This is a genomic window from Xenorhabdus khoisanae (assembly GCF_001037465.1).
Lineage (GTDB): Bacteria > Pseudomonadota > Gammaproteobacteria > Enterobacterales > Enterobacteriaceae > Xenorhabdus > Xenorhabdus khoisanae.
Window position 1 is genome coordinate 1 of sequence record NZ_LFCV01000115.1, and the last position, 24,526, is coordinate 24,526.

The window sequence follows — 24,526 nt, forward strand, 5'->3', positions numbered from 1 at the left end:
GATACGTTTTCACGTATACACACTTTCCAGGCGTGCTCCTTCAGCCTCTCGGACACCTCACCATATTTTGTTATTGCAGTTAACTCGTTTGAGTTCATCGCTGCAACGGGGCGCTACTATAGGGAAAAGCAAAGCAGGCGTCAACAGGGTTGTGACGATTTTTTCCGGCTTTTTGATTGATTAGACAAATAAAAAACAATTTGCATGCTTGGCAACCAATTATGAAAGTGAATGCACTTTTTCTGCAACGAATCATGGCAAATATGTTAAGCAGATAACATTATTAATATTTTCACTCCCGTCTTTCCACCGGAAGCTTGCAACCTTTCGGTAATAGGTTAACCCTATCAGAAAAACAAAAAGGAATGAGATTTTATGAACATCATTTTTTATCACCCTTCCTTTAACTTTAACGCTGATAAATGGATTCAGGGAATACAAACCAGATTGCCTGAAGCTAAAGTCCGGCACTGGGTTCATGGTGATGATGCTCCCGCTGATTATGCGCTAGTCTGGTTACCTCCCTATGAAATGTTAGCAAATCGTCAGAATATAAAAGGCATATTTGCACTTGGCGCAGGTGTGGATGCTGTCCTTAAACAAGAATCGGAAAATCCGGGCATGCTGCCTGCGGGGGTTCCATTAATACGCCTTGAAGATACAGGAATGGCCCGGCAGATGCAGGAATATGCCGTTAATGCCGTTTTATACTATTTCCGCCGCATGGACGAATATAAACAATTTCAGGAGCAGCGCATTTGGAAGCCAGTGGCTCCCTATAACCGGGAAAAGTTTGTTATCGGTGTCTTAGGGGCAGGGGTTTTAGGGCGGGGTGTTATTGAAAAATTGCGGGAATTTGATTTCAAAGTTCGTTGCTGGAGCCGTACGCCAAAACAAATCGACAATGTTGAAAGCTTTTACGGAGAAGGGCAGCTAAGTGATTTTCTTTCTGAATGCAAGGTGTTGATTAATCTCCTGCCAAATACGCCGGAAACTCAGGGTATCCTCAATTTTTCATTATTTAGTCAGTTAAAATCTGGCTCATATGTGATTAATATGGCGCGAGGTGCTCAGCTCGTTGAACGGGATTTATTGACTGCTATTGATGAAGGTTGTGTCGCTGGTGCAACGCTTGACGTATTTGTTAAAGAGCCATTATCAAATCTTCATCCTTTTTGGACTCATCCACGCATTAATATCACGCCACATATTGCGGCGATTACCATTCCTGAAGAGGCGATGGATGTTATTTGTGAAAACATTCGACGAATCGAAAATGGGGAGTCACCCACAGGTCTTGTTGATATGGCTCGTGGCTACTAACAAGTTGCTTTACAGCAAGGCAGACGATTAGGGACAATAGCCGCATTTATTATTTAAGTTATTGAGATTGGATGAAATCATGAACGAATTTTCTATTGTTTGCCGTATTTTGGGAACATTATTTAACCGTGCACCACAAGATCCTGTTCTGCAACCTTTGATTGCTATGATTGCAGAGGGGAAACTGAAACAGGCATGGCCTTTGGAACAGGACGAATTACTGGAGAGATTACAGCAAAACAGTGAATTATCGGTGATTGAAGCGGATTATCAATCTCTGTTTATTGGAGAATCTGCTGGTGTGCCCGTTTGCCGTTCTGATTATACTGATGAAAAAGAAAGTGAAGTCCGTCAGTTTTTAGCAGAACGGGGTATGCCTTTGTCTGAAACTCCTGCTGATCAATTCGGTTCTTTATTGCTGGCTGCGTCATGGTTGGAAGATCAGTCGGCAGAAGACGAAGTTCAGGCTCAAATTACCTTGTTTGATGAGTATTTGTTACCTTGGTGTGGGCAATTTCTCGGTAAAGTTGAAGCCCATGCAGTCAGTGGTTTTTATCGAACTTTAGCGATTGTCACTCGCGAAGCATTGCAGGCGTTGCGTGAAGAGCTTGAATCTGAGTGACAATGTCACTTTATCGATTTAGTATCTGTTTTAAAAAGACAAGCTTATAGATAAATCTATTGTTAAATAATAGGTAAAATAAAGGCAAGCTATTAATTAATAGCTTGCCTTTACTATTTTATTGGTAATGAAAATTATTTATCAGTCAAATTGATAACCAATTTTCCAGGCTTAACTTCCAACCCTTTGGCTAATGTTACAGCAGCAGATTCAGCTTTGCTTTTTTCTGGATTTAGAACATAAACCGGGTGAATATCAAAGAATTCGCTCAACGAAGTATTCAAGTAAGGCATCAAAGCCTTCATCGGAGTGGCAGCTTTTTCTGGTGTTGTCTGGTAGTCGACAACCTCTAAGTTTTTAATGAAAATAGCCCTTTTTTCTGCATTGAATACTGGCTTAGCTCTGATAGTCAGTTTCATGTCAGCCTGAGTTGCTCCCAGCAAACTCGTCAATTGAACTTTTGCTTGAGTTGATAGTTCAATTTTTTCTGGATCTTGACGGCCCACCTGACTGGTTAAATCACCCAATGTAATATTGGCTTGGGCTATCCCAGGTATACTGATTTGCTTTTGATAATGAACTTTTTTTAATAAATAGTCATTAAGTAAGCTTTCGCTGATGCTGACTTCCTTGAATTGATCACAGCCGCTGATTAGACCCACCAGTACCAATACTGCTCCTAAGAAAAATCTTCTCATGTTGTCTCCTTTTATTTTCAACAGGCAGATTTTACACGATTAATTGTGTAATTAATGTTTGTTAATCATGACAGGTTCAATCTTCTTCTGATTGAATTGGCGATTCAGGGCATAAATAGTTATTAAGCCCGCTAATCCCAGCAAAAGCCACGGTAATTGCGGCATATTCAAGTTCTTGCCTGTGTCATAGAGCCATCCACCGCCGGTATAACCAAATGCGCCGCCCAGCGCCAGCCCTAACCGGCTAAATCCCATATAACTGCCACGAGCGCGGGGATCAGCCAGTGACGCACTCAATGTTTCACGGGCAGGTTCTGCTGTCACCATCCCCAGATAGAATAAGCTTATTAAACCAAAGATGAGATGCAATTGACTGACCCAACCGATTGGGAACATGCAGATACTCATTAAAAACAGACCCGCCATCAAACGTTGTTCCTGGCGAAAATGTTTTTCACTCCAGCGCGCGATAGGATAGAGCAGAGTCAGGGAAATCACCGCTTCAATAGCATACATCCACTTAACGGCAGTCGCCGTACCGGAAATTTCATGGATAATGATCGGAAACATCAACATGACTTGTACTGACAAAATAAAATAACCGGTCAACGTCAGCACATAGTAAAAGAATCGACGATCTTTGATGACACGACCCATACCTTCCTTGATGGGCGTTCGGGTTGTTGATATACGGTATGCAGGCAGGAGCCATGCGTTAAATAAAGCAGCGAACACAAACACCGCTGCCCCAATCCAACAGACGATATTGAAATTATATTGCAGCAACCAGCTTCCTATCAGTGCGCCAATGACGGCTCCTGCGCTGTCTTGCATCAATAAGAGCGAATAAAAGCGCCCTCGTTCATGGGGGCGGGTCAATTTAATGATCAATGCCGCTCTTGGAGGATCAAATAATGTTCCGCCCAACCCCGATAAAACACAGGAGAAAATCAATATCCAAGGCTCAGAAGCGATTGCCATCAGGGCAAAACCCAATGCACGCAATAACATGCCCGTGACAATCATTGGCTTGGCACCGAACCTGTCTGCAATAGCTCCGCCAAAAATACCCAATCCTTGCTGCACAAGCTGGCGCAGACCCAGAGCAAGACCGACGATAACGGCGGCCCAACCCAGTTGTTCGACGAAACGAATGGAAATTAAGGGAAAAACAACGAAAAATCCTAAAACAACTAATAAATTATCGAACAAAAGAAAATATTTACCCAAGCTGCGTGCTTGTGAAACTAATGACATTTTGCACCATTGAAATATAAAAAGATAAATGTGATTTTTTATTATTTTGGACTTAATTTGAGCTTTAAGGTAGGGGGATGAAGATGATATTTTTTTATCGTGGGAGGGTGATAATCATTTCCATAAGAGCTAAATTATTGAAAAATTTTTCAAGATAAATATCAGGAGAAAGCATGTTTGGTTATCGTTCTGCATCACCCAAAATTCGCTTTATTACGGATAGAATGGTCGTTCGTCTGGTGTATGAACGGGATGCTTATCGGCTGGCTGAATATTATGCAGAAAATAAAGATTTCCTTAAGCCATGGGAACCAACAAGGGATAGTAGTTTTTATCAACCTTCGGGGTGGGCAAATAGATTGAGTTATATTGCGGAATTGCAACGGAAGGAGGCGACATTTAATTTCTTATTATTAGGCCCTGATGAAAATGAAATCATGGGTGTCGCTAATTTCACCAATATTATGCGTGGAGCATTTCACTCCTGTTATCTTGGTTATTCTTTAGGTGAAAAATGGCAGGGACAGGGGTTAATGTATGAAGCATTGTTGCCGGCAATTCGTTATATGCAGCGCTATCAGAAAATGCATCGGATTATGGCCAACTATATGCCGCATAACCATCGCAGTGGAAACCTGCTCAAGAAGCTCGGTTTCGAACAAGAAGGTTATGCTAAAAATTACTTAATGATTGATGGCACTTGGCAAGATCATATACTGACAGCGCTGACTGATCACTTATGGGGTGTTGGTTTATAAGGCAAAAATATTCTGCAAGTGGGTGGTTTTTTGATTAACTGTCTGTCTAATCAGTGAACTGGAATTGAAACTCATCTTGCTCAAGGGATACTTGCAATTGACGATAGTGTTCATCGTGGGCACTGGCAAAAAGCAGTTGCTGGCTGATTTGCGGCAGCAAAGTATTTGTCAGGATAGCATCAACCATGCGCCCACCCGATTCAATTTCTGTACATCTGCTGACGATATGCTCAACCATTGCATCATCAAATGTCGCTGTAATGCCATGATTTTCCAACAGACGTTTTTTAATTCTTCCTAATTGTAGATGCACAATACTGGTCATCACTTCATCACTTAATGGGTAGTAAGGAATGACCAGCAATCGCCCCAGCAGGGCCGCAGGAAACACATTCAATAATGGCTTACGCAATGCAGTGCTGAGTTCATCTGGCTCCGGGATAGTGTCCTGTTGAGTACAGAATGTGCTGACTAAATCAGCACCAACATTGGATGTCAGAATAATGATCGTATTCCGGAAATCAATATGGCGTCCTTCTCCATCTTCCATCCAGCCTTTATCAAAGACTTGGAAGAAAATTTCATGGACATCGGGATGCGCTTTTTCTATTTCATCCAACAATACCACACTGTAGGGACGGCGTCGGACAGCTTCAGTCAGCACACCGCCTTCACCATAACCGACATAGCCGGGCGGAGCTCCTTTCAAGGTAGATACCGTATGTGCTTCCTGAAACTCACTCATATTGATGGTGATGAGGTTTTGTTCTCCACCATACAGTGTCTCTGCAAGGGCGAGAGCTGTTTCAGTTTTACCCACGCCAGAAGGGCCGCATAACATGAATACGCCGACCGGTTTATTGGGATCATCCAGTTTGGCGCGTGAAGTGCGTACACGTTTGGCGATTAACTCTAGCCCATGATACTGACCAATGACGCGCTGGCTGAGTGTATCAGCCAACTGTAATACGGCATCAATTTCGTCTTTGACCATTCGGTTGAGAGGAATGCCCGTCCAGTCTGAAACAACTGAAGAAACAACATTGTCATCTACGGCAGCAAAGATAAGGGGTTCTTCTCCTTGCAGAGTTTTCAATTGTTGCTGTAATTCTGACAATTCAGCGTGTTTTGTCTCAAACTCTTCATGAAACCCGTCATGCTGTTCTTCATGTAATTCCATTCGCAGATGAATAATTTTATTAATCAATAAAAGTTCCTGTTCCCAGCGCTCTTGCAACTGAGTTCTTTGTTCTTCCAAAGTCGATAGTTCATTAAGAATGGTTTCTGAACGTTGTTTATCACCGATGCCGACTTTGAATTCTCGTTCGGCAATTTCCAGTTCAATTTGCAATGAATCTATGCGGTGACGACAATTTTCCAGTTGCGGTGGTTCTGCATGTTGGCTGACGGCAACTCTGGCGCAAGCGGTATCGAGCAGGGCCACTGCCTTATCTGGTAACTGGCGGGCAGGGATATAGCGATGTGAAAGGCGAACGGCAGCCTCAACGGCTTCATCCAGTAAGAGCACGTGATGATGTTGCTCCAGAGGATGGATCAGGCTGCGTAGCATGAGCAGTGCTTTAGTCTCATCAGGCTCATGAACCTGAACAACTTGAAAACGGCGGGTCAGGGCAGGATCTTTTTCGATATATTTTTTATATTCAGACCAGGTAGTGGCGCCAAGAGTACGTAATTGACCGCGTGCTAACGCAGGTTTCAACAGATTTGCAGCATCTCCGGTTCCTTGTTGTCCGCCAGCACCGATTAAGGTATGGATTTCATCAATGAACAGAATGATCGGAATTGGGCTGGATTGCACTTCATCAATCACTTTACGTACACGAGATTCGAATTCACCTTTGACGCTGGCTCCTGCTTGTAGCATTCCGATGTCCAACAGCCAAAGCTGGACATTGCGCAAAGGTGGAGGAACTTCTCCTGCGACAATCCTCAATGCCAATCCTTCAATGACAGCGGTTTTGCCAACGCCGGCTTCACCCGTTAAGAGGGGGTTATTTTGACGGCGGCGCATCAGGATATCAACGATTTGACGAATTTCTTCATCGCGCCCGGATACGGGGTCCATTTCACCGTTACGTGCACGGGCAGTCAATTCTTGTCCATATTGCTGTAATGCTGATTGTTGTAATGCCGATTGTTGTAATGCTGATTTTGCCTCTGCCTGTGCATCTGATGGTGATGTCCTTGCCTGAGATTCATCACTCTCGCTGCAAATTTCACTGAAATTGTCGAGTAGAATATCCGCATTAATACGGTCAAACTGAGGGGAAATGGATTTCAATGCGTTGCGTAAGTTAAAGGTTTTCAATATGCCTATCAGCAAATGCGCACTGCGAATCTCATTCACGCCAAATTTAAGTGAGCCGTATACCCAGGCGCGTTCTACCGCATTATCAATATGCTCAGAAAGATCAGAGATGGCACTGGCTCCGCGTGGTAAGCGATCCAGTGCTGTAACAATATCTTTAGTCAGTGCGGATTCATCCAGTGCAAAATGGCGGATAAGTTGCCTTAGGTCGCTGTTTTGTTGTTGCATGAGTTGATGCAACCAATGTACTAATTCGACATAAGGATTGCCGCGTAGTTTGCAAAAGGCTGTGGCATTTTCCAAAGAAGTGAACAAAATACGGTTAAGTTTGCCAAAGAGGACAGAACGGCTGATTTCTGACATAGAATATAGTCCGTAGCTTATTGTTAACAGAAGTTATGCGTGTAGAGACAGCGTGGAAATAATGTGGAGACAGAAAGTGCGCTAAGAAGCAATGAAGTACTCTGAGTTATAGAGTAGATCTCCGCGATGGGCTGGCTGTTCAATTTTGCCAAGCCAACTGTTCAGGCCCAATTTTGTCGGTTCTGATAGATGAATTCCTTTGACATCAGATTGATGGAGTATCAATCGAACATCCCACGCGTATTCAATCCCCAGATATTGATAAATCCAGTCACGCAATTGTTGTGATTTTGGCCCGCCCGGCAAGAACATACCATACTCAGCCATTCTTAACGGCCCCAATTCAATGCGAAATTTATGTTGGATATCGTATAGGGCCGTCCCCAAAAAGGCAGAGATACCTAAACGGGGCATATTGCGTCCTGCACTTAACTGAGCCTGATCGGGTACTCCGATTTCTAGCCATTGAGGGATATTTTGTATAATTTTTAGCGGAATATTGAAATAACCGAATAGTATCTTTGCCAGTCCTTCTGCGTTATGCCCTTGGCGGGATAGGTGACCAGAGAGTGAATAACGGGCATGTTCACTAATCGATTCTGTTTTTTCCTGAGCGGACAATCCCATACCTATCAGGCAGGAAAGATAATGGCAGAAGCGTTGGTTATCCTGACGGTCTAGTGATACGGTTGGTTGGGCATTGGCCCAGGCGCGATAGAATAACAGGATTAATCTATGATGAAATAGATTGGTAAATGCGTTCAGGGTAGTGTCCTGATAATTATATTGCCGTGCATAGGTATATTCGGTCATGTGTAATGGCAATGGCCCATTGGGGCCAAATAAACCGAAACTGTAAATCAACATATCATAGAGTTTTGAGTTTTCCCGTTGTTTGACTTCAGATATGGTAGATGGCGCGAAAATCATGGACGCTTTTTGCCCTAACCGCAAGAGATCGTATTTTGGCAATGGGGCAGACCCGAGCATGTAATATTCCCCGGATTGAGCATCTATGCGGCGTAGGGTTTGGAATAAATCGAATTTCCATGGCGCTTGGGTGAGCTGCTTCCAAAAATCATCGGGCAAGCGACATATACGATGAATGGAGATGGTGTTTTCTTGATTCATATTCATTTTGTCTTTTATATCAATTTCTTATTACCCATCTGGGCAGGCCAAAAACCGATATTGCCCCGCTGCTGGCTATACAATGTCATTTCAGTAAAGGAATTCATGGTTACCAGATTAGAGAAGAGTTTTTCCAGTACGCTGCCTAACAACCAAGGGCTGGTTCCTGCAAATTCTTGTTCATTCACTTCCAACCGAATACTGACGCCACGGGCAAAAACTATCGGGCCGGGTTCAGGAACCCGTCGATAAATAGTTTTTAATGAACAATGGCGAATGCCATTAATCTGGCGAATGATGGCTGGCTCTGCAAGGTTGGCATACAGACTTAACAATTGCCGTAATGCTTGAGTTCCTTTTTCGTCATTTTTGTCCATGAAGTGCGAGTAATTAAGTTGAAGCTGACTGATTAAGTTCCAGGAGACTGAACCTTGTGCCAAGGCCGGGCGTGGGGCTGTTGGCCTTTTTAGAAACATAATTTTATTGATGGGAATGGAATCTAGCATGGCAAAATTGTCGAGATCTTGTTGGCGCAGTATCGCAGACAAATCACGGTTGGTGCACATGATATCGGCAGTCAGGAATTTTAGCTTATTGGGCCATGGTGAGTGTTGTTCATCAACAATGGAAACAAATGTTTCTGTACCAACATAACTGGATCGCGTCCCGTATTGGCGGGCTTGTTCAGATAAAATACGGGGATCACGGCGCAAAGAAAAATAAGCGCCATAGTTGTTTTTATCATCGCTGAAAGTAGACCAGAAGGGTCTGAATACTCGCGTTTCTTTATGGGTGATATCAACGCCGCGCAGACGTTGTACCGAAAAAATTTCGTAATCCAGAGGTCGGGTATTATCAACAACCAAATGATATTCATTGGAATTTTCTTCCACTGTGACACGTTCAGTGACTTTGGGAAATAAATTAATGACAGGCGTACTGTTTAGGGTCAGGTAAGAGGCATCTATCAGGCGTTCCAAGTCAGCATCGACTTTATTCAATAGCAGAATCAGTTCAAATTCGTTCTTTTCTTCGGTTTGTTTCAGTAAAGATCCCATACCGCTGATACTAATGAATTGAAAACGTGCCGGAAAAGCAAAATATTCTTGAAGTTGCCGGTATCCGCTGAAATTACGCGGATCGTTAGGGAGTAATGATTGGTCATCATCAAATCCCTCATGATGTGGAAAAATATCGGGTAAAACCTGATATTGAGAGTTATCGCCAAGCGTCTTACATACCATGCCAACAGAATGTTCCATGATCAGTTCCAACAATTGTTGGGATTGAATATCTGGACCTGAAAGAAAAAAGACCAGTTTGTTAAGATCCAATTCATTGAGGAAAAACTTTTCCTTGCATTTCAGATGAATGCGCAGGGCGCTGACGGCACCATATTGGTGAAGGTTTAGTGCCACCAGTGGAAGATTGGCAGGAATTTTGCCAAGTTCAACATGTTGCAGATGTAACGGTTGTAAGGTGACATCTTGAGTTGTGGCATAGTGAAAAGTAATGCCGTCCTTTTTCAACGTCTGGCAGTGCATGATAGTTCCACGTGGCACTAAAAACCCATGGCTGATATCCCCCTTGCTGGTATCAGGCTGGAGTTCGACAATCGCCATTGAAGGAGCCGGGGATAGATAATTAGGATATAGCATCTCCAGTAAATGCTCGGAAAAGTGCGGAAATTCAGCATCCATTTTTAATTGGATGCGGGAAGTCAGAAAAGCAAAACCTTCCATAAGACGTTCAACATAGGGATCGACAATGTCGATACCATGCATTCCCAGACGATTGGCGACTTTCGGATAACGTTCGGCAAATTCTTTGCCCATTTCACGTAAATACACCAATTCACGGTTATAGTACTCAAGCAGTTTACTGTCCATGGACGCCCCTCTTATGTTGTCTTTATCTTAACGTTATCCGGCTTCTCGTATGGTGAAGTAACCATTTTCCAGATCGATATCACTGCGGAATAGGAATTCGAGTGGCCAAGGAACACACCACAAAAATCCTTTTATTTCGACGGATAAGGTGTTGTATAAAGTCAATGAATGGGTATCGGAAATACAATTTATCTCAAGCTCATCGGGGATGATACGTGGTTCGAATATGTGAATAGCCCTAATGATTCTATGTTGAATATCTTCCCATTCTATTCCTGACACGTATTTACCCGCCAGAGGAGGTAAACCAAAGTTATAAACAGAACGAAGGATCTCTGGAAATGGACTCAAATCTTGCTCTGATTCACTATTGATACTATTGAGTAACCATTGCAAATCTCTCAGGACACTTTGTCGCAAGGCACTGTGTGACAGAAGAAAACTGTTGGTAGCTTCTTGTTTTTTATCAGGTTCGTTATCTGTGAGTTTATCCAGCAAAAGAGGCTGCATTCTATCTTTGGCAGTAATACGCGCAGCTTTATTTCGGCTGCGATAACCACCATGCAGCAAAGTGATATTGTCATTCATGGGTTACCTATTGATCGTCAGGGTAATGGGGGCGTGATGAGAAAATGGTTAGCGATAAACGTTATTTTTGGGTTCTGTCTTGGAAGTCTTTATACCGATTAACTTCTGCTTCATAGGCTTGCAGAAAGCCTTCGCCAAACAGGACAGAATCCTGTTCAAGCTCACTGGCGGTTGTTTGATAATATTTGATGAGGTAATCCCACATTGATGCTTTGTAGGTTGACGATAGAGACAAACGGGGTAAACACCCTTCACTCTGTGCTTTTTGTTCAAGAAGAACGGGGTGGAATAATTGCAATATGTCTGTCACATTGGCTCGTAATCCCGCAATCATCCCCAATTGATGAGCCTGTAATTCGATCAGAACATCGCGGGTTGCCTGCTCAAGCGGCATAAACCCGGGCATATGACCGCCAAATATCAGTGCCAAAATAGATTGACCCGAAGGTAAAAGTTTAAATGGATTATTTGCATCTGATTGCATTTGGGGTATGTCTGCATCTGCTTTGCGTTTAAGTAAATTGCGAGAGGCGTTAAGTACCACGATACCTTGAGATAATTGACTAACCAGTTGCCCTAACTGATACATTTGGTGTTCATCAAATTGCACTCTGTGGAAATCTTTCAGCCCCATGCCATCCAGCAAGGCTGTCAGCAATTTTCCTTCCAATATGGCTTCGTTGTTTTGATGATGGACATTATCCTGATGATGATGGAGAATTTCCTCTATGGGATTCTTTATCTGTGCTTGAGTTGTTTCTTGTTTGGGTTTTTCTGGTTCGGGAGTAAATTGAGGTTCAGAAATAAATTGAGGTTCGGAAATAGTTGTGCCACCCAAAGAGTTGAGTGGGGCTGCGTTATCCAACAACATGTTCAGGGGATCATCATTATTTTTGGCATGCTGTATGGGGTTGATTTGTTTGTCATCAAACAATGTCAGTGGGTCCACTTCCTTTTTATCTTCATCTTGATTGCCATCTCGTTCATTGCGTTGCAATAACGTTGTAGGGCTATGATCATTTAGGATATTTTCCCGCTGAAAAGTCGTATCTGAATCGAACATAGCAATGGGATCTGTCGCCCGTAACTGTAGCGTTTCAAGATTGGTTGTCGCCTCCATTTGCGCTAAGGGATCAATCGGATTCCGCTCCTTATGCTGCTGTTCTCCTACCAGAGGATGATTATCGTTCAATCTCTGTGTGTTCGGTGTTGCCTGATGCGGATCTGAAGGAGATAAGGGATTGGATGTCGTAAGAATTTGTTCAAGATCGTCCCAAACTTCGTTGGGAATTTTTGATTTATTCGCATTCGGTTGTTGTTTATCACTGTTTGTCAGGTTAGCGGCCTGAGATGGTGAACTCCTCTTTACATCAATGACCTGAATTTGATATTTGCCGATATTCAGCACATCACCATCACGGATTTCAACCTGACGATCAGGTGCCAAAGGTATCATATTCAGTAAAACATCAGATGCAGTACCTTGATTGTTAATCCGACATTCCCCATCAGCAGAAATGGATACAATGGCTTGCAACCGGGCAATAGCCAGATCTTCATCGGGTAAACACCAGTTATTATCTGCGCTGCGGCCGATAGTGCCACCAGGAGGAAGAAAATCATGACTCTGTTGTGGAGGCTGACTTGTACTCGTGTTTTTAACAATGGTGAATCGCATAATCACGGATACCTATTGTTGATGGAGTAACTCCCCTCAAGGTACCCTGAGGGGAGTTATTGATGTGGTTTATATGTGTATCAGCCGACTTGGTTAGTGTAAGAATCCCAATCGTAACTAACTTCAGCACCTTTGGCACCTGAAGCAAATTCTTGAGAAAAGTAACTTTCTTTATGTTTTTGAAAGGCTACAACTAGTGAAGAAGTGAAGCCGTTCGCTCCGTATGTCAGGATGGAATCTGCGATTAAGGCATTTGACAGAACTAACTTATACCAATCTCGTTGTTCTCCACCTTGGCGACGTACTTTAAGTGTAGTCTCTTTAATGTGTGTTCCTTTGACGATATATTGACGCAGGGTAACGGCTGATTTATCAAACAGAAGCTCCAGGGTTAAGCCAGAAACATCTACAATACCGGCACCCAGTCCAGTACCTTGATTTTCGTGGTTAACGCGGTTAGCCAGTTGAAGTGAGAATGACTTAACGGCTGTCCAGTCCTTGAAATCTTTATCGCCTGCTTCGCCTGAAACACCTTTAAATTGAATGTAGGCATCAATGCCTGATGCAGTAGACATAATTTGTCACCTTAGTTAATTAATAAAGTTTAGTTGAATCCAATAAATGAATATTGGGGTTATAGAGAGATAGGTGTGTGTTGCTATCTGAAAATTAGGGATGGGCTATTGTTTAGAAAGAATGATGTCTAATGTTGCGTTATGCTCCTTTTAATGAAGGAAGTTTTGAAACCAGACGTAGGGAAACGGTCAAACCTTCTAGTTGATAATGAGGACGTAGGAAAAATTTAGCCTGATAATATCCTGGGTTACTCTCTACTTCTTCTACCAGAACCTCTGCTGCTGCCAGCGGCTTTCTCGCTTTGGTTCCTTGTGATGAGTTAACAGGATCACCATCCACATAATTTGTGATCCAGTCATTAAGCCAGCGTTCCATATCAGCGCGTTCTTGGAAACTCCCTATTTTGTCGCGAACGATACATTTCAGGTAGTGAGCAAAACGACAGCAGGCGAATAAGTAGGGCAGACGTGCTGAAAGGTTAGCATTGGCAGTGGCATCAGGATCGTAATATTCGGATGGTTTTTGCAGTGATTGAGCACCAATAAAGGCTGCCATGTCGGTGTTTTTGCGATGCAATAATGGAATGAAACCATTCTTTGCTAATTCTGCCTCACGGCGATCGCTAATGGCAATCTCGGTGGGGCACTTCATATCTACACCGCCATCATCAGAGGGAAACGTGTAGCAAGGGAGATTTTCCACAATACCGCCGGACTCTACACCGCGAATAGAGGTACACCAGCCATACAGTTTAAATGAGCGGTTAATATTCACCGCCATGGCATAAGCTGCATTTGACCAAGTGTAGTTGTTATGAGTCGGGCCTTCCGTGTTTTCCTCAAAATTGAAATTATCAACGGGATTTGTAAGAGCACCGTAGGGTAAACGGGAAAGAAAACGTGGCAGTGCTAATCCGATATAACGTACGTCTTCCGATTCGCGTAAACTGCGCCAGGGCGCATATTCAGTATTTTGGAAAATCTTTGTCAGATCTCTGGGATTGGCTAATTCTTGCCAGGATTCCATTTGCATCACACTTGGCGATGCGCCTGAAATGAACGGGCAGTGTGCTGCTGCGCTAACTTGTGCCATTTGGCGCAAAAGCTCAACATCCGGTGCAGTGTGGTCGAAATAGTAATCGCCCACCAGACAACCGAATGGTTCACCACCAAACTGGCCGTATTCCGCTTCATAGATTTTTTTGAAAATCGGGCTTTGATCCCAACTAACCCCTTTGAAACGTTTCAGTGTGTTGCTCAACTCCTTTTTGGAAAGGCACATCACACGGATTTTCAACGTCTCATCGGTTTCTGTGTTATTGATCAGATGATGCAAACCACGCCATGCGCCTTCCAGCGTCTGGAATTCCTCATGGTGCAAGATATGATTCATCTGCTGTGATATTTTGGAATCGATTTCAGCAATCAATGACTGAATGGTACGATAAGTATCACCAGAGACAGTCACCGTATTTTCCAATGCTTGCTGTGCCAGCGTTTTCACCGCATTTTCAACAGCATTGCGGGTATGATCACTTTGCGGACGAAATTCCTTATTCAGCAAGGTGTTTAACTCATCAGGGGAATATTCTTTCGATGCTTGCCCCTGCTGCACCAGAGTGTCTTGTTCAGTTGCGCTCATCAATTACTCCTTAATATCTTCAGTGTCATCTCCCGAAGCGGTATCTTCAGGATTTGGCGTTTCTGCCAACGATTTCAGTAGAGCGGGATTTTGCAATATTTCGGAAATCAGTTTCTCTGCACCGTTTTTACCGTCCATATAAGACAGCAGATTTGCCAATTGAGTACGGGCTTCCAGCAATTTAGCCAAGGGCTCTACTTTTTTAGCTATGGCATCTGGCTGAAAATCCGTCATATTTTCAAACGATAACTCAATGTTCAATTTGCCATCACCTGTCAGGGTATTATCAACCTGAAAGGCTACACGGGGTTTTATTGAGTTCATGCGCTCATCAAAGTTGTCAACGTCAATTTCCAGAAATTTGCGATCATTGACGTCAGGTAAGGCTTCTAAAGGTTTTCCTGCTAAATCAGCCAGAACTCCCATGACAAAGGGTAATTGAACCACTTTTTCCGAGCCGTAAAGTTCAACATCGTATTCAATCTGTACTCGGGGAGCACGATTTCGGGCTATAAACTTTTGTCCACTGGACTTCATGGCAAATTCTCCATTATTGGCTAGATAGATAAATGAGTAAGTCGAAACCCATTGGATATATAGAGGTACGCGAGCAAATAAATTTGTGGCTTAAAATAAGCAGTAATTAATCCACATCAGAGTTGCCTAGGCGCCCAAAAACGATTTCGAGTTGACTTACGCTTTCTGGTGAAAGATCGTGAATAATCTTCATAAAATCGCGGTCAATTAGCCGCTGAATGCGATCAATCATCATTGGAGCCGGGTGGCTTGGCTCGTACTTTAGAAAATAAGCTTTAGCTTTTTCCAATAAAATGCGTGCTTCATCGCGGTTACTGGCCTCAGTTTCATGCCAAGAGAATGATGGCATCTTTTCCGGGCTGGCAACGGTTGTTGATGGTAAGGTTATCTGTTCTATAGATATTTTCTGTTTTATCGACGGAGCCGATTCGGGTAATTCTGTATTGGCAGAATTCTCTGGAATATCCATTCCTGAATTATGAGTGGGGCAAAATTCAATAATTGTATCTAACTGTTTTAAGAATTGTGGCAGTTCTGGTATGTGATTATTGGATAAATGATGGCGAATAATATCAATCAGGGCGATAAGATGCTCACGAATGGCTATTATTGCCATAATTTCAGGGCTATTGGGCTGTTGCCTCAGTTCATCTATTAATCTGGTACGCCCGCCGGTATAACCTTTGATTTCTGTTACTGTGCCATTAAGGAGTGAACAAACTTCCTGCAATGATAATTCCTGCGAAACACTTTTCAGGATAATGGAACGCTGAGCTTTTATCGTACAAGGTGAACCATCTTCAATGGCTGCCAGTGTGTTTAATCGAAGTAAAAGATCATACTCCCCATCGAATTCCAGCTTTGGCCATACTTCTTCCCAATAACGCTCCAGAGTCTGACGGAGTAAACCCAGCCCATCGGCATAACCAGACAACCCCCGAATGTTCAGCCATGACTGAATAAGAGCAATGATGATGCGTAGGTCTTTGGAGCGGGAAAGCAGTTGAATAGCGTGTTTTTCGACTTCTATCCAGTTAGGCGGTTCGGCCGGAATCAGCACATCACCAAATTGCTGCTCCGGTTTTTCGAACAAGATTTGTTCTAATGCCAGAAATCCATCATCATATTCGAGGTATTCCCCACAGGGAGACTCCGCACTGATTGGGGCAAGTAAGGTATCAATGTTCATGGTATCTTCAGCTTATATTCAGTTTGAAGTGAGGCGATTGATCATGCTGCTTTAAAAACCTGGGGGTTTGGGCAGACAAAAGTAGGGAGTTTAAACGGGCTTAACACGCTGTTTGGGGTAAACTCCAGTGAAACAGAATGACCATCAATATTAAACACTGTCCGTAAGCTCGTATTATCAGTTGTTGAATTTCGCGAGATGCGCTCCGCGTGATCCAATAGCCGGTTCAAAGCCCAGAACCCAGAAGTCGATAAATTCGTGGTTGTGCCATCACTTAAATTCAACTGGATGCGAACCAGATTATTTTTGGCAGGGCCGGGCCAACTGATGAGCTGTGAAAGTTGTGGGCCGTGGCTATATTGCAATTTCTGCCCATCTACATCCAGTATCATGCTTAATATATCGTTACTCATGCTGATTGGACGAACCATAACACTGAATGATGGTGATGGGCCGTTGGTAAATAAAGCATTGCGGATAATTTGAGCTTGCTGGAAAGGCTCGAGCAAATCCCCTCCATCGGTTAGGGGCTTGCCATTCATTCCCGGCATAAACTGCCATTTTGGTAAAGTCATATCTACTTTACCCACTAAATTTTTCTGAAAAAAACTGTCCATTAAACCTGTTTCGGGAGCGAACATCCGCGCCATATCATTAGGTTTGATATCGTTGCGTGCTTTAGGCATCAATGGATAACGATTAGCAATGGCCTGATTACAAAAACCGCTGATTTCTGCCTTGAGATGCTTGCCGACATTTTTTATATCACTGGATTGGGTGTCGCTGCTGGCCCCAACCGCCAATGAGGAAATCATGTTGCTGAATGGTATTGGTAAATCTTTAGATGCTGTTTGTAGTTGCATGATAATAGTATTGGGAGGGAGAGGCATATCAGTATTGATTGCATTTTGCAGGGCAGTTAAATATTGATATAGCTTACCAACATCTTGCAACGTTGTATCAAAAGGTATGTTTTGATTATTTGCGTTCGTATTTTTTGCTAATGAAATAATATCTGCAAAATGTTCTTCCAAGTGTTGTTCTGGTGTGGGTTGAGCATTATTTGACAATATTTGTTCGGGAACTAAATTTGTTAATTTGCCCGATTTACTTTTTGCGATGTTGCCAAGTTTATTGGTACCAAGTTTCTTGGCACTATTGATAGCCATGTTTTTTTTTTGATTCAGAGTGATATTTTTACTGGCATTAATCAGAAGGCGGCGTATAGGTGAATCAAAAGAAGACAGCAAACGTGCTGTATTGATTCGTTGATCTAAATCATCGATATTATTTAAGCGAATATCAGAAAGAAACTTATCCCAGTGATATATGTAGTCGTTGATATAGAACTGTTCAACGGATGATTTTATTTCTTTAGTCGTCTGTTTTCGCGCATAAGTATCAAGCACCCAATTATCTTGCGAATACAGCGTGGTCAGAAAAGTATTGAGATCTTTGTCAATGCCTTTCTGATAACCGGCCGGAGTGAACATGCCCGGTATACCATCAGCGATGGGGGTCCCGCTGGTGCGTGAGAAAACTAACTCAGCCTGGGGGCCTGCAAGTGTGACCAAATTCACTGGAATTAAACTGGAATCATCCAACAACTTATATTTCAAATAATTGTAAGCGCGTTGTGCTGGTGGAGTGCTGCTGATGAATAGTTGTTTTTGCTCGACCAAATTATCATTGCGCATAAACGGTGATGTGACGACTTGGTTATCCAGTAATTGACCGATATGCCGATCAATTTGTTGATACTGATCTTGAGTGGTATTTGTTTTTAAGTCAGTTTTCAAATATTCCATTACCCAATCATGCAGAAATTTTCCGTCGTAATGTTTAGGCTGATATAACATTTGATACGCTTTTAGCGTATTGTAAGTTTTCTCTATATCATCACCATTATCACTATACAGTTGGTTTGTGATGAGTGCTGCTATTTGCGGTAGCAGCAATGTTTGTAATGCTTTTCGGTACAGAGATTGACTTGCACTACTGATTTGTTCACCGGAATACAGCCCCATACGGTAAGAGAGCGGGGGATTTTCTAAGGAAAAATCGCGGCTTTTATCTAAATGAGCAAGGCTGTTTAAAATGGGTAGCAGGGCATAAATATCATCGTTCTTCTGTAAGTTAGCGCCTTGTTGAACAATGACCGGAATTTTTGCCTGTACTTCCATCAGATAATTTTTGTTGTTGTTATAGCTGGTTAAAAATGAATCGGTAACCAGCGTCAGTATCACAGCCAAGATAATATATCCCAACCCATCCAGCAGGCGTTTGCGGTATATCCACCAACGGTTATAGCCTGCTATTCCTGCTTCCTGAAAGATATTTTCCAGCAAATTCTTTAAAAAATAGGTTTGGCGGGCAGGGTTCAGATACCCAGTCTCTTTATTATTCCCCCATGACATTGCATCACTATCGTTATTTGTAGCCAATTGGAACCTATGGTTAAATTTCCCCATAACATTATCTAGGGGTATCCCTTCTTGTGTTCCACTGGTGAAATACAGCCCTCGTGGGTAGCTGGGTATTTCAAATCCTGATCTGGCGAATATGATTTCAAAATAATGTGCAATCAGTGGACGTAAGGCAGAAAATTCTTGTGGAAACAGGTAACTTTCAGCAGATTGCCGTGCATTGTGTCCATTTAAGAGAATATGGGGAAGTTCAGCATCCAAACGGTGTTGTAATTGGCTATATTGTTGTTCAAATATTGTATTCAGGTTCCAGTCAATTTTTTTATCCCACGGAAAGTTGAATCCCCAAATTTGTTCGCGCGATGTTTTGTCAAAATGGTTGAAATAAGCGGTAAACCCTTTTAACAAATCGGTTTTGGTAATAATGATATAAATGGGAAATTGTATTTTAAGTTGTTCATGTAGCTCTGATAGACGTCTGCGCAGCATATAGGCTTGTTGATCCCGTGCTTCAGTTGATGGATTAAGTAAATCTTCCACACTGATAGCAATAATGATCCCATTGAGAGGTTGACGTGCACGATACCTATTCAACAGCCGGATAAAATTTTTCCATTCTTTAGCGCTTTGCTCATGTTGGCTATTCTGCATAGTGTAGCGCCCGCTGGTATCGAGCAGCACGGCGTTATTGGTAAACCACCAGTTACAGTTGTCCGTACTTCTCATGTACGAAGCCGATTTTCTAAGATAGCCTGCCAATGGAAAATGTAGGCCAGAGTTTGCTAACGCTGTTGTTTTACCTGAATTAGGCGCTCCGATAACGAGATACCAAGGTAATTGATAGATATATTGACGACTGAAAAAATTTATCCAATGAGGTTTCTTGTTATTAAGTAAGCCGGAAAAATAGGCTTTTTTCAATAATCGGGCAGCATCAGAAAAACGTTCTGCCAATGTAATATATTGTACATTTTTTTTCTTTTCTTCTTCCTCATCCTTACTGATATTCAATTGGTTAGCTAATTTTTTATTAAGCCATAATTGGTACAGCCGGGGGACTAACTGATTTAAGAGCCAGATCAGGTAAAAAGAAATAATGATAATTATTCGTATCGCAATTGACTTAAAAGGAACTGCATCACCGACAGAAATAATCGGACCAAGAAACCAAAGAATGCAGGAAACAATCGTTATTCCGATAAAACTCCATGTCAATCGGCTGGTGATGACAGAAAGGAGTACATTTAGCATGTTCTTCTTCTCCTTACATCGTTTGGCTGACAGGAGGTGCTAACAGTGTAATCTGGACGCGTCTGTTTTTGGCTCGATTGCTGGGAGTATTATTTGGAGCGACAGGGTCACTGGCGCCTTTTCCTTCAACTTTGACTCTTTCAGGATGAATTAAATAACGTTGTAGTTCTCTTTGTACCGATTTGGCTCTGGCCAGCGATAAAGCATAGTTAGATGAGAAACGGGAATAATGGGTATTAATGGGAATACTATCGGTATATCCTGCGACTAAAATTTCGCCTTTGAAATTATTCATTGCTTCTGCAATATCCTTGATGACATCCAAATAACGATTTTTGATCTGAACCGAATTGCTTGTGAACAGACCATCTCCTTTCAACGTGATCACGCTTCTGTCAGGCGTGTCTATGACATTTAATAACCCTGCTGCAATATCGCCTTTCAACATTTCTTCCAGGTTCAGAACAGGAGGTGTAGGTGTAGGTGTAAGTGCAGGTGGAGTGACTTGATGACTGACCGTCACATTTGGTAAATCAATTTGGTATATTTTTGCCAAAACAGGGTTAAGTATGTCTCCTAACCGCCAATTCAGGCTGATATACAGGAGACACACCAAAAAACTGAGTAAGGCTGCGGATACCCATATTGGTACAGAAAATCGCCAGGATTTACTCGGTACGGTGATGGCTTGTACGTTTGATGACAGTTCAGCGGGGTAGCTGCCCCGAATTGAACGTATTAACTGAAACAGGCGTTGTTTCACTGTTTCCAACTGGGTACGGCCGTTATCCATGACACGGTAGCGCCCTTCAAATCCCAGTTGGAGGCAGAAATTAATGAGTTCCAATAGAAATATATTTTCTTTGGGATTTTGTGATAATTTTGCCAACAATTGGAAGAATTTCTCTCCTCCCCATGTTTCGTTGTGAAAAGTAACGAGTAAACCACTCCCTGACCAAACACTGCGAAGTCCCCAGGGTGTAAGTGCAGCCGCTTCGTCCAATGCAGTGCATAAACAGTAGCGTGCGCCAATGATCACTTCATAGGGCAGCTTGGCATGTTGGCATTCCACTTCAAAACGGCGTATTTCATTGATCAATTGCTGCCGTAAATCTGTAGGATTGGAGTGAACAATGGAATGCCGAATCTGCGGGATGGTATTCAGCAGTGGATTTGAGGCAGAAACCAATGGGTTATAATTGGCATCACTAGAAAATATATTATGTTCTATTTTCTGGTTTTCTTGCATTATCGGCTCCGTTACCTCGATTTTTCCGGATTACGGACAGCCCAAAACTCTATATTCAGACTGGGGAATTCACCTGCCAGATGTAGCGCAAAGCCACTGGATTTCTCCATCTGCTTCCATAGTTCTCCTTCTTTTTCCAATTCGAAATAGACATAACCTGAATGCCAGGGAATTTGTCTGGGTACAGATGGCATGGCGCGCAGCGGAATACCGGGTAATTGCAGTTGCACCAATTCACGTATGCGATCAACGGGGGAAATTTTCATCTGTGCCGGGAAGTTGCTCATCAATATATCATTGGCAACGTCAGCATGGATGGCCAGAATAAAGCTGAACATATGTATCATATTGGAATCCGGTAACGTAGCTATGTTCAAGCCATGAGAATATTCCGTTAATGGTAGTTGAATCGCATGTTCTTCCAGAATGATTGATAATCCCTGACGCAGTTGGAACATCAGTTGATTGAAACATTGCGTCAAATTGTCATGGTTATAGAGAGGTAAAATCTCTTCAGGCAGACGATTCTGGGAATATGTCGCTAATTCAGTAGCAAATTGCAGCCATTCACTGAATAAACGTTCTGGATGCAGCAATGACAGGTTCAGAATATGGCTCACTTGACCGCTATAGCGATTCAAAAGTGACAGCAAGAGAAAATCCATAATTTCAGAATCATTATAGCGTCCTAACTGTAATAAACGCTGGCTGATTTGTTGACGGCGCTGTTCCAATAAACCCTGTATATTGTTGATAAACCCCATAACTTGTGGGTTTGCACGACAGTTGAGCAGGGAAGGAATGAAGAGTGAATCAAGGTGAAGTTTATTGTCACTTGTTTTATTCACAACATGTACGATGCTTAATGCAGTCCATTCTGGGGTCAAATCAGATTCCAACATTAAACGTAAACGCATTTTTCCGAACTGTATTGTGGCATTGCCGACTGCCATGGCATTAACGTCATTCACTTCAACTTCAATGCTGACAAAACGTGCCATAGACTCCTTTTGTTCACTGAAAATAACCTCTTCTTTTCCTCGCCTAAAAGTTGGCAACGCCAATACCACATTGATATTTGTATCACTTTCAGAAAGTTGTAAAGGAGTGGGAGCATGAGACGCATCGAAACTAAATGGGGTTCCATCAGGAAAAATACCGCTGGCTGAAGAAAGTTTTACTTTACCTTGATTAAGTAGTTCCTGATCTAATTCAATGGTCAAAAATCCCCAATAGTAAGGTGACTGTGCCATCCCCCAGTCGCGGACATAGGCTTCAAAATGGTTTTCAGCCTGCTGAAAATGGTGGGGGCGTAAAAACATACCTTCTGTCCAAATAACTTTTTCTGATCTATTCATTATTTTCTTCAGTTCCTGCTGCACAACTTAAGTTGCATTCTTTGATGAGACTTAAGCCATTGTTAGTGACCTTAACGCACACATGTAGTTCGTCAGGAGAAGAACGCCAGAACTCATAAAAAGAGGGTTTTTCAGGTATGGGAACGGGAAATGAAATACGCCATTTCTTACCGTTCAATTGTTTATATTCAGCAATAATTCCAATGTAATTGGCCTCCGATAGATTTTTTTCCAATAAGCAATGTTTAGGTTGGGAAGGGCGTATAAAAAATTGATCTTCATTCACCATTTTATCGCCTAATGTATCCTGCGCTTTATCTTGTAAGGCAAAGAAATCAGCAGACATAAATTCTTCGTTCGATTTCAACAAAATAAGATGTATCTTTAATGGAGATGAATTATTGACGTTAGATGTATTCGTAAAGATTATTTTATAAGGAGGTAATTTTGTTTTTTTTTCTTGTGATGAACAACCTGCTAAGGTTATAAGCAACATTAACGGGAATATGCCTTTAAATAGCCATTCGATTAGGCTAATCCTATTTATTATTGTGATTTTTTTTCTTAGTGAAAAGGATATGGTCATAATGCCCGCCAAGACATATCTCGATATAACTTGCAAATACTAAGCGGCGCTGATAAGAACTTTTGTCTGGCTGGGTACGATACGGGAACCCATCGCATTAGTTGAATTTTGCATGCTGGAACTCGACAGTCGTGTTACTGGAGTGCCTTTGATCAAGACAGAGTTAGCTCCCATGACATGGCGGGATGGCCCCATTACAGTACCGGAAGCGACGCCAAGACTAACACCGGGATTATCTCCGGTTGTCATGGGAATGGTTGTTGCTAAATTGTGTGCCGGACAGCCCATAAATAGAATGTTGAGTGCGTTACTGATGGCAGTTGCGCCTTGTGCCATATTGGGATAAGCCACTGGCACGGTGTAAAACATGGGTGTTAAACAGACATCGGGAGTCGCCATATCCATTCCACCGCTTTGCGTATTGGCAAACATAATCTCTTCCCCTTAGCCGATATGAATTTGTTCAGCATCAATTTTGGTGATAGCTTTGGCGGACACGATTGTGTTTTGAGCATGTAACCGGACATAGTTTTCAGCCTGTATATCCAATTGACCGGCATGAACTTTCTCTGTCTGGGTTGTATGACGAAATAGCCGGTTACTCATTTGTGTTACCGTTTGCCAGAGGGATTCAAACTGGTTGCCAACCAAACGAGTGATTGAAACCCATGCAGACAATGATTTCCCACTGTATTGCATTTCATCGATATGGCAGTTTCCGTTGTTGGCCGTGATATTTAACCCATTGCTATGCATATTTAAGTTGCCGTAGGACGCGATAGTAAGGTCGCCGGGAACGCTGATTTCAGAGAGTTGCTGTTGCTCCTCACGTTCTAATATGGCTAACACCCAGAGCTGATCAGCGATTTTTGTAATTAAAACGATATCTCCCAGACTCGGTGCCAATAGACAACTGGCTGCCCGCCGGCAATGCCAGCCACGGTTATTTTTGCTCTCTGCCATAAAGCTGCCGTCCCGGAGAATACAGACGATCTGTCCGGTAATCTGTTGTAATGGCTCGGTCGTCAGAGGGGAAGTAAAGTCATATGAGGACAGTGCATGAGAATGTTTCGTCAT

At 42.6% G+C, this 24,526-nt stretch carries 21 protein-coding genes; 4 read left to right on the top strand and 17 right to left on the bottom strand.

Annotated elements, in window-relative coordinates:
* The 3 genes from AB204_RS23565 to AB204_RS15560 form a co-directional block, all read left to right on the top strand.
* Window positions 1–180, top strand: a 180-nt coding sequence (locus AB204_RS23565; protein ID WP_235428106.1) for a hypothetical protein, incomplete at its 5' end; no start/stop codon positions are given.
* Between the two features lie 195 nt (window positions 181–375).
* A complete protein-coding gene (gene ghrA, locus AB204_RS15555; RefSeq protein WP_047964289.1) occupies window positions 376–1,323 on the top strand; it encodes a glyoxylate/hydroxypyruvate reductase GhrA in 948 nt (315 codons plus the stop codon).
* A 79-nt stretch (window positions 1,324–1,402) separates the two neighbouring features.
* Window positions 1,403–1,945 (top strand): TorD/DmsD family molecular chaperone, encoded by a 543-nt coding sequence (locus AB204_RS15560; RefSeq protein WP_047964290.1) that lies wholly within the window; start codon window positions 1,403–1,405, stop codon window positions 1,943–1,945.
* 134 nt (window positions 1,946–2,079) lie between these two features.
* On the opposite strand, the gene AB204_RS15565 is transcribed toward AB204_RS15560, so the two are convergent.
* Both AB204_RS15565 and mdtH read right to left on the bottom strand, forming a co-directional pair.
* Window positions 2,080–2,643 (bottom strand): lipoprotein, encoded by a 564-nt coding sequence (locus AB204_RS15565; protein WP_047964291.1) that lies wholly within the window; start codon window positions 2,641–2,643, stop codon window positions 2,080–2,082.
* A 51-nt stretch (window positions 2,644–2,694) separates the two neighbouring features.
* On the bottom strand, window positions 2,695–3,900 hold the full coding sequence (mdtH, locus tag AB204_RS15570; protein ID WP_047964292.1) for a multidrug efflux MFS transporter MdtH: 1,206 nt from the start codon (window positions 3,898–3,900) through the stop codon (window positions 2,695–2,697).
* A 173-nt stretch (window positions 3,901–4,073) separates the two neighbouring features.
* Between mdtH and rimJ the strand changes: the two genes are divergently transcribed.
* On the top strand, window positions 4,074–4,658 hold the full coding sequence (gene rimJ, locus AB204_RS15575; protein ID WP_047964293.1) for a ribosomal protein S5-alanine N-acetyltransferase: 585 nt from the start codon (window positions 4,074–4,076) through the stop codon (window positions 4,656–4,658).
* Window positions 4,659–4,704: 46 nt separating this feature from the next.
* On the opposite strand, the gene tssH is transcribed toward rimJ, so the two are convergent.
* The 15 genes from tssH to AB204_RS15650 form a co-directional block, all read right to left on the bottom strand.
* The gene (tssH, locus tag AB204_RS15580; protein ID WP_047964294.1) at window positions 4,705–7,350 is read right to left on the bottom strand and encodes a type VI secretion system ATPase TssH; all 2,646 of its coding nucleotides are present in this window, start codon (window positions 7,348–7,350) and stop codon (window positions 4,705–4,707) included.
* Between the two features lie 81 nt (window positions 7,351–7,431).
* The gene (gene tssG, locus AB204_RS15585) at window positions 7,432–8,481 is read right to left on the bottom strand and encodes a type VI secretion system baseplate subunit TssG (RefSeq protein ID WP_047964309.1); all 1,050 of its coding nucleotides are present in this window, start codon (window positions 8,479–8,481) and stop codon (window positions 7,432–7,434) included.
* A gap of 14 nt (window positions 8,482–8,495) precedes the next feature.
* Entirely contained in the window at window positions 8,496–10,370 is a 1,875-nt protein-coding gene (tssF, locus tag AB204_RS15590) for a type VI secretion system baseplate subunit TssF (protein WP_047964295.1), read from the bottom strand.
* A 33-nt stretch (window positions 10,371–10,403) separates the two neighbouring features.
* Entirely contained in the window at window positions 10,404–10,958 is a 555-nt protein-coding gene (gene tssE, locus AB204_RS15595; protein ID WP_047964296.1) for a type VI secretion system baseplate subunit TssE, read from the bottom strand.
* Between the two features lie 61 nt (window positions 10,959–11,019).
* Window positions 11,020–12,636, bottom strand: coding sequence for a type VI secretion system-associated FHA domain protein TagH (tagH, locus tag AB204_RS15600; RefSeq protein WP_235428107.1), 1,617 nt, complete (start codon window positions 12,634–12,636; stop codon window positions 11,020–11,022).
* A gap of 80 nt (window positions 12,637–12,716) precedes the next feature.
* On the bottom strand, window positions 12,717–13,211 hold the full coding sequence (locus AB204_RS15605; RefSeq protein ID WP_047964297.1) for an Hcp family type VI secretion system effector: 495 nt from the start codon (window positions 13,209–13,211) through the stop codon (window positions 12,717–12,719).
* 139 nt (window positions 13,212–13,350) lie between these two features.
* A complete protein-coding gene (gene tssC / locus AB204_RS15610) occupies window positions 13,351–14,853 on the bottom strand; it encodes a type VI secretion system contractile sheath large subunit (protein WP_047964298.1) in 1,503 nt (500 codons plus the stop codon).
* Between the two features lie 3 nt (window positions 14,854–14,856).
* Complete coding sequence (gene tssB, locus AB204_RS15615; RefSeq protein ID WP_047964299.1) at window positions 14,857–15,390, bottom strand: type VI secretion system contractile sheath small subunit; 534 nt, start codon at window positions 15,388–15,390, stop codon at window positions 14,857–14,859.
* Window positions 15,391–15,496: 106 nt separating this feature from the next.
* A complete protein-coding gene (gene tssA / locus AB204_RS15620; protein ID WP_047964300.1) occupies window positions 15,497–16,579 on the bottom strand; it encodes a type VI secretion system protein TssA in 1,083 nt (360 codons plus the stop codon).
* Between the two features lie 41 nt (window positions 16,580–16,620).
* Window positions 16,621–20,256, bottom strand: coding sequence for a type VI secretion system membrane subunit TssM (gene tssM, locus AB204_RS15625; RefSeq protein WP_047964301.1), 3,636 nt, complete (start codon window positions 20,254–20,256; stop codon window positions 16,621–16,623).
* Window positions 20,257–20,269: 13 nt separating this feature from the next.
* On the bottom strand, window positions 20,270–21,505 hold the full coding sequence (locus AB204_RS15630) for a DotU family type VI secretion system protein (RefSeq protein WP_047964302.1): 1,236 nt from the start codon (window positions 21,503–21,505) through the stop codon (window positions 20,270–20,272).
* 11 nt (window positions 21,506–21,516) lie between these two features.
* On the bottom strand, window positions 21,517–22,863 hold the full coding sequence (gene tssK, locus AB204_RS15635) for a type VI secretion system baseplate subunit TssK (protein ID WP_047964303.1): 1,347 nt from the start codon (window positions 22,861–22,863) through the stop codon (window positions 21,517–21,519).
* Window positions 22,856–23,449 (bottom strand): type VI secretion system lipoprotein TssJ, encoded by a 594-nt coding sequence (gene tssJ, locus AB204_RS15640; protein WP_047964304.1) that lies wholly within the window; start codon window positions 23,447–23,449, stop codon window positions 22,856–22,858. Before tssJ ends, tssK begins: the two co-directional genes overlap by 8 nt.
* A 39-nt stretch (window positions 23,450–23,488) precedes the next feature.
* Window positions 23,489–23,881 carry a DUF4150 domain-containing protein gene (locus AB204_RS15645; protein WP_047964305.1) on the bottom strand — a complete coding sequence of 131 codons (393 nt, stop codon included), beginning with the start codon at window positions 23,879–23,881 and terminating at the stop codon, window positions 23,489–23,491.
* 12 nt (window positions 23,882–23,893) lie between these two features.
* Window positions 23,894–24,526 carry a DUF3540 domain-containing protein gene (locus tag AB204_RS15650; protein WP_053067927.1) on the bottom strand — a complete coding sequence of 211 codons (633 nt, stop codon included), beginning with the start codon at window positions 24,524–24,526 and terminating at the stop codon, window positions 23,894–23,896.

Bases quoted from the DNA above. Each gene is read 5' to 3' on its own strand.
- ghrA (WP_047964289.1), top strand. From the start codon at position 376: ATGAACATCATTTTTTATCACCCTTCCTTTAACTTTAACGCTGATAAA.
- AB204_RS15560 (WP_047964290.1), top strand. From the start codon at position 1,403: ATGAACGAATTTTCTATTGTTTGCCGTATTTTGGGAACATTATTTAAC.
- AB204_RS15565 (WP_047964291.1), bottom strand. From the start codon at position 2,643: ATGAGAAGATTTTTCTTAGGAGCAGTATTGGTACTGGTGGGTCTAATC.
- mdtH (WP_047964292.1), bottom strand. From the start codon at position 3,900: ATGTCATTAGTTTCACAAGCACGCAGCTTGGGTAAATATTTTCTTTTG.
- rimJ (WP_047964293.1), top strand. From the start codon at position 4,074: ATGTTTGGTTATCGTTCTGCATCACCCAAAATTCGCTTTATTACGGAT.
- tssH (WP_047964294.1), bottom strand. From the start codon at position 7,350: ATGTCAGAAATCAGCCGTTCTGTCCTCTTTGGCAAACTTAACCGTATT.
- tssG (WP_047964309.1), bottom strand. From the start codon at position 8,481: ATGAATCAAGAAAACACCATCTCCATTCATCGTATATGTCGCTTGCCC.
- tssF (WP_047964295.1), bottom strand. From the start codon at position 10,370: ATGGACAGTAAACTGCTTGAGTACTATAACCGTGAATTGGTGTATTTA.
- tssE (WP_047964296.1), bottom strand. From the start codon at position 10,958: ATGAATGACAATATCACTTTGCTGCATGGTGGTTATCGCAGCCGAAAT.
- tagH (WP_235428107.1), bottom strand. From the start codon at position 12,636: ATGCGATTCACCATTGTTAAAAACACGAGTACAAGTCAGCCTCCACAA.
- AB204_RS15605 (WP_047964297.1), bottom strand. From the start codon at position 13,211: ATGTCTACTGCATCAGGCATTGATGCCTACATTCAATTTAAAGGTGTT.
- tssC (WP_047964298.1), bottom strand. From the start codon at position 14,853: ATGAGCGCAACTGAACAAGACACTCTGGTGCAGCAGGGGCAAGCATCG.
- tssB (WP_047964299.1), bottom strand. From the start codon at position 15,390: ATGAAGTCCAGTGGACAAAAGTTTATAGCCCGAAATCGTGCTCCCCGA.
- tssA (WP_047964300.1), bottom strand. From the start codon at position 16,579: ATGAACATTGATACCTTACTTGCCCCAATCAGTGCGGAGTCTCCCTGT.
- tssM (WP_047964301.1), bottom strand. From the start codon at position 20,256: ATGCTAAATGTACTCCTTTCTGTCATCACCAGCCGATTGACATGGAGT.
- AB204_RS15630 (WP_047964302.1), bottom strand. From the start codon at position 21,505: ATGCAAGAAAACCAGAAAATAGAACATAATATATTTTCTAGTGATGCC.
- tssK (WP_047964303.1), bottom strand. From the start codon at position 22,863: ATGAATAGATCAGAAAAAGTTATTTGGACAGAAGGTATGTTTTTACGC.
- tssJ (WP_047964304.1), bottom strand. From the start codon at position 23,449: ATGACCATATCCTTTTCACTAAGAAAAAAAATCACAATAATAAATAGG.
- AB204_RS15645 (WP_047964305.1), bottom strand. From the start codon at position 23,881: ATGTTTGCCAATACGCAAAGCGGTGGAATGGATATGGCGACTCCCGAT.
- AB204_RS15650 (WP_053067927.1), bottom strand. From the start codon at position 24,526: ATGACGAAACATTCTCATGCACTGTCCTCATATGACTTTACTTCCCCT.